The 10,412-nt window shown below is 72.3% G+C and carries 9 protein-coding genes; all 9 read left to right on the forward strand.

The annotated features are described in order from the left end of the window. Positions 1-3 precede the first annotated feature (3 nt). Positions 4-1,062: an RDD family protein gene (locus tag QQZ13_RS09590; RefSeq protein WP_284528794.1), complete on the forward strand. Its 1,059-nt coding sequence runs from the start codon at positions 4-6 to the stop codon at positions 1,060-1,062. Beyond that, positions 1,059-5,531 carry an FtsK/SpoIIIE domain-containing protein gene (locus QQZ13_RS09595; protein WP_284528795.1) on the forward strand — a complete coding sequence of 1,491 codons (4,473 nt, stop codon included), beginning with the start codon at positions 1,059-1,061 and terminating at the stop codon, positions 5,529-5,531. The genes QQZ13_RS09590 and QQZ13_RS09595 overlap by 4 nt, the downstream gene beginning before the upstream one ends. 100 nt (positions 5,532-5,631) lie before the next feature. Further along, a complete protein-coding gene (locus QQZ13_RS09600) occupies positions 5,632-5,919 on the forward strand; it encodes a WXG100 family type VII secretion target (RefSeq protein ID WP_144807092.1) in 288 nt (95 codons plus the stop codon). 174 nt (positions 5,920-6,093) lie between these two features. Continuing rightward, positions 6,094-6,381: a WXG100 family type VII secretion target gene (locus tag QQZ13_RS09605; RefSeq protein ID WP_144807092.1), complete on the forward strand. Its 288-nt coding sequence runs from the start codon at positions 6,094-6,096 to the stop codon at positions 6,379-6,381. 67 nt (positions 6,382-6,448) lie between these two features. After that, positions 6,449-6,745 (forward strand): hypothetical protein, encoded by a 297-nt coding sequence (locus QQZ13_RS09610; RefSeq protein WP_284528796.1) that lies wholly within the window; start codon positions 6,449-6,451, stop codon positions 6,743-6,745. Positions 6,746-6,757: 12 nt separating this feature from the next. Then, on the forward strand, positions 6,758-8,113 hold the full coding sequence (locus tag QQZ13_RS09615) for a hypothetical protein (RefSeq protein ID WP_284528797.1): 1,356 nt from the start codon (positions 6,758-6,760) through the stop codon (positions 8,111-8,113). A 76-nt stretch (positions 8,114-8,189) separates the two neighbouring features. Beyond that, positions 8,190-8,780: a hypothetical protein gene (locus QQZ13_RS09620; RefSeq protein ID WP_284528798.1), complete on the forward strand. Its 591-nt coding sequence runs from the start codon at positions 8,190-8,192 to the stop codon at positions 8,778-8,780. Then, on the forward strand, positions 8,777-9,643 hold the full coding sequence (locus QQZ13_RS09625; protein WP_284528799.1) for a hypothetical protein: 867 nt from the start codon (positions 8,777-8,779) through the stop codon (positions 9,641-9,643). Before QQZ13_RS09620 ends, QQZ13_RS09625 begins: the two co-directional genes overlap by 4 nt. Further along, the gene (locus tag QQZ13_RS09630) at positions 9,640-10,260 is read left to right on the forward strand and encodes a hypothetical protein (protein WP_284528800.1); all 621 of its coding nucleotides are present in this window, start codon (positions 9,640-9,642) and stop codon (positions 10,258-10,260) included. The genes QQZ13_RS09625 and QQZ13_RS09630 overlap by 4 nt, the downstream gene beginning before the upstream one ends. The last annotated feature ends 152 nt before the right edge of the window (positions 10,261-10,412 follow it).

A 10,412-nucleotide genomic window follows, 5' to 3' on the forward strand; every position in this document is an offset into this window, starting at 1 on the left:
TCGATGACCGACGACGTCCGCGCGGACGCCGCCCCGACGATCACCGACCCCGGAGATCTCGGCGAGCGGCTCGGCATGGTCCCCGCAGCGCCCGGCGTGCGCACGTGGGCGTTCGTGATCGACCTGCTCGTGCTGGCGGTGCTGGCATCGCCGGCGCTCATCGGGTACATGATCGACACCCCCGTCGTGACGACCGTGCTGGTGATCGTGGGTGCGGCACTGCCGGTGGTCTTCGGCATCGTGCAGCTCCTCCTCCACGGCCGGCGCGGAGTGACCGTCGGCAAGGCGTCCATGCGGCTGCGCTCGGTCAGGGCCGACGACTTCACCCGGCCCGGATTCTGGCGCATCGTGCTGCGCGCCCTCGTGCTCGGCGTGTCGGGCATCGTCCCCGTCATCGGTCCCCTGGTCCTGCTCACCTCGAACCTGTGGGACCGTCGCGGCCGCAGCGTCCTCGACAAGGTCGCCGGCTGCTGGCTGCTCGACGTGCGCGCCGGCATCGATCCGTTCGATGCCTCGCAGCTGCGGCGCGCGCGCCGCGCACTGGAGGCGCCGGACCGCGACATCTCCGAGCACCTCCCGTCGCTGGCGACCGTGGCGACGGGCGAGCGGCCGCGGCTCGAGGAGCGCCGCTCCCGCGCGGGCATCGTGGGGGTGTCGCGGCAGACCTGGAGCGAGCGCCCCGACGTCGCGCCGCCGCCGGTGGCCGAGGTCGCCGACCCGGCGGCGCCGTTCCTCGTCTTCGAGGACGGCTCGACGGTGATCGTGCCCTCGTACGGACTGATCGGGCGGATGCCGGAGGCGCCGGCCGGGCGGGCCGCCGACGTCCTGCTGACCCTCGAGGACCCCCAGCTCCTCCTGTCGAAGACGCACCTGGCGTTCGGCGTCGAGGAGGGCACCGTGTGGCTGCTCGACCAGGGGTCGAGCAACGGCACCGCGGTCGTCGGCGCCGACGGGTCCGACTCGCCACTGCCGGCGGGCACCCGCGTGGCGGTCGCCCACGGCACCGTCGTCCGTGTCGGCGGCCGGATGTTCCAGGTGCGTTATGGAGGACTCGGCGCATGAAGATCAAGCTCGCCCTGCGTCGCGAGGCCGCCCCGCCGGTCGACGTCATCGTCACGGCCGACGCCACGGCCACCGTCGAGGACGTCGCCCGCTCGCTCGTGGACCCCGCGCGCCTGTCGCCGTCGGTCACCCCGACGCTGCTGGTCGCCCCGCCCGCCGGCGAGCCGGTGCAGCTCGATCCGACGGCTCTGCTCGGCGACGCGCCCGTCGGCTCGGGCTTCGACGCGTCGGTGGTGCCGGCAACGGTCGAGGCGTACGCCTCCGGCGGCGAGACCGCCGCGGTCCTGCAGATCCTCAACGGCCCCGAGGCCGGCCGGGTGGTGCCGCTGACGCGGGGGACCACGATCATCGGCCGCACCGAGCCGGCCCACGTCGTGCTGTCCGACCCGCAGGTCTCCAAGCGCCACGCGCGTATCGAGATCGACCAGGAGATCGAGGTCATCGACCTGAACTCCGCGAACGGCCTCCTCGTGGACGGCGGGCTCGTCCAGCGCGTGCGCGTGCTCCCGGGCCAGGTCATCACGATCGGCTCGACCGACGTCACGTTCGTCAAGACCGAGTCGGCGCCGGGTGTCGACGACGACCGGGTGCTCGAGCGGGGCGGCACGCTGCTGTTCAACCGCTCGCCGCGCGTCGAGAAGCGCTACCCCGGCAAGGAGCACCGGCACCCGGTGATCCCCGCCGAGGCCGATCCGCGCATCTTCCCGTGGCCGATGATCGCCGCGCCCGTGCTGCTCGGATTCGCGATGTTCGGCTTCACCGGGCGCTCCTCGTCGCTGCTCATCATCGTCATGGCGCCGCTGATGATGCTCGGCAACTTCATCGGTCAGCGCACGCAGCAGGGTAAGAAGCTGCGTCAGGAGATCGAGACCTTCGAGCGTCAGCTGGACGAGCTGGAAGACGCGATGGCGGCGGAGGAGATCGTCGAGCGCGAGCGCCGGCGCGAGGAGGCCCCGCCGACCGCGACGATCTACGAACAGGCGATGCGCCTCGGTCCGCTGATGTGGACGCGGCGCCCCGAGCACTGGAACTTCCTCTCGCTGAGACTGGGATCGGGCACGGCGGCCAGCCGCAACACGATCAAGGAGGTCAACGACCAGCGCGGCATCGCGCAGTACGCCGACCAGGTGACCGCCGTCGGCCAGCGCTTCGCGCGCATCGACGACGTGCCCCTGATCGAGCTGCTGCCCTCCGCCGGCGCGATCGGCCTCGCGGGCCCCCGGCAGCCGGTGGGCGATGTGCTGCGGGGCCTCAGCGTGCAGCTGTTCGGGCTCCACGCGCCCAACGAGGTCATCACGGCGGCGATCGTCGATCCCGCCTGGACGCCGGACGTCGAGTGGATGAAGTGGCTCCCGCACACGACGAGCCCGCAGTCGCCGTTCGCCGAGATCGCGCTGGCGGACAGCCAGTCCGCGGGCACGGTCCTGCTGAACGCGCTCGAGGAGGCCATCCTCGAGCGGCTGTCGGGATCGCCCTCGCATCGCGGTCCGCTGGCGACGGCGGACATGTCGATGGAGGCGGGCAAGCACGTCGGCGAGCGGCCCGGACAGGCCTCGAAGACGGCGGGCGACGTCGCGCTCGTCCTCATCGTCACCAATGACGCGCCCGTCGATCGAGCGCGCCTGACCCAGCTGATCGAGCGAGGTCCGGACGCCGGGGTGTACACGATCTTCGTCGCCCCCACCGTCGAGTCCCTCCCGGCCGCCTGCCGGACCTACCTCGACGTCACCGGCGGCCTCGACGACGCGTCGGTCGGCTGGGTGCGCGCGGGGGAGCGGATCGACGACGTCCGGGTCGAGGGCGTCTCGCGGGAGTACGCGGAGCACTTCGCCAAGCGCCTGGCCCCGGTGGTCGATTCCAGCTCCGTCGCGCCCGACTCGTCCGACCTGCCGCAGAGCGTCTCGCTGCTGCGCCTGGTGGGCACCGACCGCGCCGCCGAGACCTCGGCGGTCCTGGAGCGGTGGCGGCAGAACGCGTCGATCGTGGACCGCTCGCGCACCCCGAGGCCGCGGCTCAAGCGCGCCGGCACGCTGAAGGCCTACATCGGCCAGGGGAGTCCCGACGCGATGTCGCTCGACCTGCGCACCCAGGGCCCGCACGCCCTCGTGGGCGGGACCACCGGCTCGGGCAAGAGCGAGTTCCTCCAGGCGTGGGTGCTCGGCATGGCCGCCGAGTACAGCCCCGACCGGGTGACGTTCCTGTTCGTCGACTACAAGGGCGGGTCGGCCTTCGCCGACTGCGTCGAGCTGCCGCACTGCGTCGGCCTCGTGACCGACCTCAGCCCCCACCTCGTGCGCCGGGCGCTCACGAGCCTGCGCGCCGAGCTGCACCACCGGGAGCACCTCTTCAACCGCAAGAAGGCGAAGGACCTCCTCGAGCTCGAGAAGCGGCAGGACCCCGACACCCCGCCCGCCCTCGTCCTCGTGATCGACGAGTTCGCGGCGCTGGCCACGGAGGTGCCCGAGTTCGTGGACGGCGTCGTCGACATCGCCCAGCGCGGCCGGTCGCTCGGGATCCACCTGATCATGGCCACCCAGCGCCCCGCCGGCGTCATCAAGGACAACCTGCGCGCGAACACGAACCTGCGGGTCGCGCTGCGGATGGCCGATGCCGCGGACTCCAACGACGTCGTCGGCGATGTCGTCGCGTCCACGTTCGACCCCTCGATCCCCGGTCGCGGCATCGCCAAGACCGGTCCCGGCCGCCTCGTCCCGTTCCAGTCGGCCTATGCCGGCGGCTGGACCACCGACGAGCCCGACCGCGCGCAGGTGCGCGTGGCGGAGCTGCGGTTCGGCTCGGTCACCCTCTGGGAGCGCGAGGAGGACCGTCAGGAGTCCGACACCCACGACGAGGACCTCGGCCCGAACGATCAGAAGCGCCTCGTGGCGAACCTCGTGGCGGCCACGCGGGAGGCGGGTCTTCCCGCCCCTCGCCGCCCGTGGCTCGACGACCTCGCGACGACGATCGACCTCCGCGAGCTCCCCCTCGAGGGCGACGGCCGCATCCCGCTCGGCCTCGCCGACATCCCCCAGCGCCAGCTGCAGGAGGCTGTCTCGTTCCTGCCCGACACCGACGGGCACCTGCTGGTGTACGGCACGAGCGGCGCGGGCAAGTCCGTGGCCCTGCGCTCGATCGGCATCGCCGCCGGCGCACGCCCCGAGGCCGGTCGCGCGGCGGTGTACGGCATCGACTTCGGCACCGGCGCGCTGCGCTCGCTCGAGGTGATGCCCCACGTCGGCTCCGTCGTCTCCGGCGACGACGTCGAGCGGGTCCAGCGACTGCTCCGCACCCTCCGCAGCATGCTCGACGATCGTGCCAAGCGCTTCTCCGAGGCCGGCGCGGCCACCCTCAGCGAGTACCGCACGATCACGGGGGACCGCGACGAGCCGCGCATCCTCCTGCTGCTGGACGGCTTCGGCGTCTTCAAGCAGGACTGGGAGACGGTCTCGGCGCGGGCGCCCTTCTACGCGATCTTCATGCGGATCCTCGGCGAAGGCCGGCCCCTGGGCATCCACGTCGTCGCGACCGCCGACCGCTACGGCGCCGTGCCCACGGCCGTCAGCGCCAACGTGACGAAGCGCATCGTGCTGCGCATGTCGGACGAAGGCGCCTACGCGATCCTCGGGGTTCCCAAGGACGTGCTCAGCGAGCGGAGCGTGCCCGGCCGTGCCATCGTCGACGGGCTCGAGACCCAGATCGCCGTGATCGGGGGCACGACCAACGTCGCCGAGCAGAACGCCGCGAGCGCGGAGTTCGCCCGGGATCTGCGCGCCCGCGGCGCCGTCGAGGCGCGCAACATCGGGTCGCTTCCCACCGAGCTCGAGCCGTCGTCGCTGCCCGACCGCATCGACGACATGCCGGTGCTGGGTGTGGGCGACGACACGCTCGGGCCCAAGGGCTTCGAGCCGGTCGGCACATTCGTCGTCGCCGGCCCGCCGCAGTCCGGGAAGACCACGGCGCTGCGTGCGATCGTCGGCGCCGTGGAGAGGTTCGATCCCCAGGTCGAGCTGTTCCACATCGGCGGGCGCCGCGCGGCGCTGCGCGACCTGCGGCCGTGGCGCCGCGCGGCGACGGGCATCGAGGACGTCCGCGCACTCGCGAAGGAGCTCAAGGACGTCGTGGCCGACGAGTCCATTCCGACGCGGATCCTCATCGTCGTCGAGAACGTGACCGAGTTCGGCGACACCGATGCCGAGCGGCCGCTGAAGGAGCTGTTCCAGGCGATCAACCGCAGCGATCACTTCCTGATCGCCGACGGCGACGTCACGCAGCTCTCCAGCGGGTACGGCCTCATCGGCGAGCTCAAGGCGGGACGCCACGGCATCGCGCTGCGCCCCGAGAGCTACGACGGCGAGTCGCTCTTCAAGGTCCCCTTCCCGAAGGTGCAGCGCCACGAGTTCCCGCCGGGCCGCGGTCTGTTCGTCGAGAACGGCCGCTTCGTGACCGTGCAGCTGCCGCTGGCGGACTGAGCGGCGCGGACATCGGGGAGTTCTCCCCATCGTCCCGGCGGCCGTCGTTTCGTAGTCTGAGAGCGCCGGAGAGACCGGCGGAGATTTCCGAGGAGGAATTATGGCTGATTTCAAGGCTTCGTACGGTGAGATGGAAGCGATGTCGGGCAAGCTCGACTCGGGTCGTGAGGAGATCGGTGACATCCTGCGTCGGCTGAAGAGCGATGTGGACCGTCTGCTGGGCGATGACTTCAAGACGCAGCACGCGTCGGGGAAGTTCGGTGAGGGCTACAACGAGCTGACGACCGGTCTGGAGAAGGCGATCGAGGGCATCAGCGACATGGGCGAGTCGCTCCGCAAGATGCAGCAGGCGATCAAGGACACCGACCAGGCGCTCGCCGGCAACTGACGGCGCGACGTGGAGGACGCCCGGCGGGGGACCGCCGGGCGTTCTTTCGCATCTGCGGCGCGCGCCGCGACGCGGCACGCGGATCGGGGAGCTCTCCCCATTGGCCGATGGGGGTGGCTTTCGTAGCCTGGTCAGTGCCGGGAGGTCCGGTGTTTCTGAGAGGGAGATGGATCGATGGCTGATTTCAAGGCTTCGTACGGTGAGATGGAAGCGATGTCGGGCAAGCTCGACTCGGGTCGTGAGGAGATCGGTGACATCCTGCGTCGGCTGAAGAGCGATGTGGACCGTCTGCTGGGCGATGACTTCAAGACGCAGCACGCGTCGGGGAAGTTCGGTGAGGGCTACAACGAGCTGACGACCGGTCTGGAGAAGGCGATCGAGGGCATCAGCGACATGGGCGAGTCGCTCCGCAAGATGCAGCAGGCCATCAAGGACACCGACCAGGCACTCGCCGGCAACTGATCGACCGATTCGCGTGCCCGGCGGCCGAGGTCGCCGGGCACGGACGAGCGCGTGAGGGGAGAGCGCCATGGCGGGTGACGGGATCGACGTCGACCTCGACGATCTGAAGCTGATGACCGAACGGCTCGGACGCTTCGTGAGGGAGTTCGAGGAGCTCGGCGGGGCGACCGACGACGTGGAGGACGCGGTGGGCCGTCCGACGGGCGACGGCCGCCTGCGGAGCCGGGTCGGCGACTTCGAGTCGGGCTGGAACGGCAATCGCGAGGTCGTCCAGGAGTCGCTCGACAACGTGCACACCCACCTGTCGGACTTCATCGCCGACATCGAAGAGCTCGACCGCAACCTGGCCAGCGACGAAGGCTGACGGAGGATCGCCATGACGTTCGGACACCTGACCTCCCCGACCCGGCACTTCGTGCTGCAGACCATCGAGGGCACGCCCGGGACGATCTCCGCGGCCGGCCACCGCTACACGCGCATCGGCACGCAGATGGAGTGGACGGCCGACGAGCTCGACAAGCTCGCCGCGAGCACCAAGTACACCGCCGAGGGACTCGACGCCATCCGCGAGTCGGCCGGCGAGCTCGCGGGCGAGCTGCACAAGGTGGCCTCGCGCTACAGCGGCACCGGTCCGGTGCTCGTCACCTACGCGACGGCCCTGCGAAAGGCTCAGCGCACGACCGTCGACCCGCTCGTGCAGCCGATCCGCGACGCGCACCAGGCCGCGCAGGAGGCCGCGGACGAGCTCCGCCGCGCGCAGAACGCCTCCGACGACCTCGACCACACCTGGCCGTGGGAGGACGAGCCGACCGAGGCGGACCGGCAGGCCGCGGCCTCGGGCGTCTCGACCGCCCGGACCGCCGCCCGCACCGCCGACGGGGCGCTGGAGGACCTCTGGGAGTCCTTCGAGACCGGCTACGACGAGTGGGAGAAGGCCTATGAGGCGGCTGTCACCGGCGTCGAGAACGCGTGCGAGGCCTCGGGCATCGACGACACCTGGTGGGAGGACCTGCTCGACGGCCTGGCCACGGTCGCGACCGTCATCGGCACGATCGCCGTCATCGCCGCGATCATCATCTCCGGCCCGATCGCCGGCGTGCTGCTGGCCATCGCGGCGATCGCCAGCTTCGTCGCCCTCGCGGCCCACCTGACGATGATGATCGCCGGCTCGAAGCGGGTCAGCATGACCGACATCGTCTTCGACCTCATCGGGGTCGTGCCCTTCCTCGGCGCCTTCGGCAAGGCGCTCAAGGGCGGCCAGGGCGTGCTGGGGTCGCTCCGGGCGGCCGCCGGCCTCGGGGGCGCGACCCGCGGAACGCTCAGCGCCGGACGCAACGCGGTCGCCTACGACCTGCGGAGCATCGCGGGCGCCGGCGGGCGCTACGGCGGTCGTGCCGCCCGGGAGGCGCGCGCCGCCGGCATCGCCGACGACTTCTTCCGCGGGATCCAGAACAGCTGGGGACGGAACGCGTGGAACGCCATCCGGCAGGGTGGCACCCAGCTCGACGGCCAGGCGGCCACGATGGCCGAACGCCTGGCCTCGGCGTGGCCCGGGGGCCGCGCGGGCAACGCGACGCGCAACTGGCTGGCCGGCGTGGACGGTCCCGGCGCGCTGATGCAGGGGACCAACGTGTGGAACCTCGGCTACGGCGGGTACCAGTCCCTCCAGGGCGCCGGAGTGCCCCTCCCGGACCTGCCCGACGTCGTCCCGAACCCCTTCGCCGGTCGATAGGCTGACCGGCGATCCCCCGACCGCCCCGACTGCCCGACCGCCCACCGGCCTCGCCGTGCCGCGACAGGATGGAAGCATGCCCGGAACCCCGATGAGCGTCGCCTACGACGCCGACCGCTGGATCCACATCCCGCTCGACTACGCCGGCACGCCCTGGGCCGACGCCGGGGAATGGTCGGGGTGGCTCGCCGATGAGGCGACGCGCGGACGTCCCGACGCGGAGGCGCTGCGCGAGGCCGTCGCCGCCGAGGTCCTGGCGATCGCGCTCTTCCCCGCGGCGCACGTCTCGCTCCGCTTCTGGCACTACCCGTCCGACGGTGCGCCCACCGGGTTCGTCGACCTGTTCGTGCAGGCCCGTGACGACGACGGAGCCGAGCCCGCCGACCTCCTGCCCGACCCCGGCTTCACGGTCGTGCCGCCCGTGGTCGAACCCGTCGCCGCGGCGGCGATGCCGACGGCCGTGCGGCGCCTGAGCATCCAGGCGACCCTGCCCGCGCCGGACGCGGAGCCGGTGCTCGTCCCGAAGGCGGAATGGATCGGCGCCGCCGACGGCTGGGTCGTCTACGCCGTCTCGACCGACTTCGACGTGAACCAGCTCGAGAGCCGTCTCGCCGACGGCGATGCGCTCTTCGCCGCGGTCGATCCTGCCGAGCTGGCCATCCGATGAGCGCGCCGCCGGGGAGGGTGCTCGACCGCATCGATGCCCTCGTCGAGGACGCCGACTACCGCGACGCCGAGTCGGCCGTCGAGGACGCGTGGCGGGTGGCGGTGCTCGCATCGATACCGGGTGCGGCGCCGGACCGGGAGGCAGCCCGGGCGGCAGCCGTGCGCGCCGCCAACGCGCGGCGGCAGCCCGATGCGCCGGTGGTGCGGTCCGCCACCACGGTGCATCGGGTGCTCCTGGTCGTCGCCTTCCTGCTCGGCGCCGCGGCCGTGGCCGTCATCGCCATCTCGCCCCGCACGGGCGGCGCCGCCTTCACGCTCCAGGAGGGCGCGCTGCTGGCGGGGGTGCTGGCGGTGCTGTCGGCCGGCCTTCTCGTGTGGCTCGAGCCGGTGCGGGCGAACGGGTCGCTGTGGGGAGGTCACCTCCCGGCGCGCATCCACCTCTTCTTCGGTCTCCTCTGGCTGCTGTTCGCGGCATCCGTCGTCGTCCTGCGCTGGGACGAGGTGGACCGCCATCAGCCCTTCCCGGTCATCGCGGGCCTCCTGCTGTTCGTCGTCGCCGGGGCCACCGCGCTCGTCCTCTGGCGGCGGGCGCGGCGCGCCGACCGCAGCGGCCCGCCGTCCGGCCCTGGCCGCCTCACGCGCGACCTGCTCGACGAGGCGGACGCCCCCGACGTGCTGGCGGCCCTCGACGCCTGGTGGGCGGCCGCCGGCCCGGCGGCCCTGGCGGCCGACCGCGGGGGACTGGAGCAGGCCCGCGCGGCCGTCCTCGCCAAGCTCCGCACCACGCGCTACATCACCGAGCGCGAGGAGCGCGCCGCGCTTCGCAGGACCGCGCCCCCGGAGTGGAAGGAACGTCGACGATGAACTCGCTGCGCGAGGAGCTGGCCGGTGCTCCCGTCACGACCGCCACGCCGTACACGCTCCTGTGCCCGCCCGGGTGGCGGCGCCTGCCCGCCGCCGCTCTCGCCGACGACGCCCTGACCGCGCCGGCGCTGGCGCAGCTGAAGGCCGCCGGGCGACCCGACCTCATCATCTCGTTCCGCGGCATGCTCGCCCGCTACCGCGCCGCCGTGCGCGAGTCGGGCGCGTTCCAGGCCTACCTCGCGCCGCTGGCCGACGGCATCCCGCTGCCCGCGGTCATGCTCGTCTCGCCCTTCGTGCTCCCCGGGACCACGACGTGGGAGATGTCCCTCCCGCGCATCGCGCGCGGCGCGGCCGTGGCCGACGCCGACTTCACCGAGACGCCCATGTGGGTGTGGCGCAGTGCGGAGCGCACCGGCGACGACGGCGCCGTCATGGTGGGGCGGTCCTCGCACTACCTCGTGCCGACCGCGGAGGAGGGATCGCGCCGCGCGCTCCACTTCCACTTCACGGCGCTCGCCGCCGACGACCCGCAGGCGCACGCTCTGGTGGAGACGCTCGTGGAGATCGGCGACCTCATCATGGGCACCATGCGGTGGGTCGAGACGCCGCCGCAGTGAGGTGACCGCGTCCTCGCCCACCGCCGCGGATCGGGGAGTTCTCCCCATTGGCCGATGGGGGTGGCTTTCGTAGCCTGGTCAGTGCCGGGAGGTCCGGTGTTTCTGAGAGGGAGATGGATCGATGGCTGATTTCAAGGCTTCGTACGGTGAGA

This window comes from Microbacterium sp. T2.11-28 (assembly GCF_950097975.1).
Classification (GTDB): Bacteria; Actinomycetota; Actinomycetes; order Actinomycetales; family Microbacteriaceae; genus Microbacterium.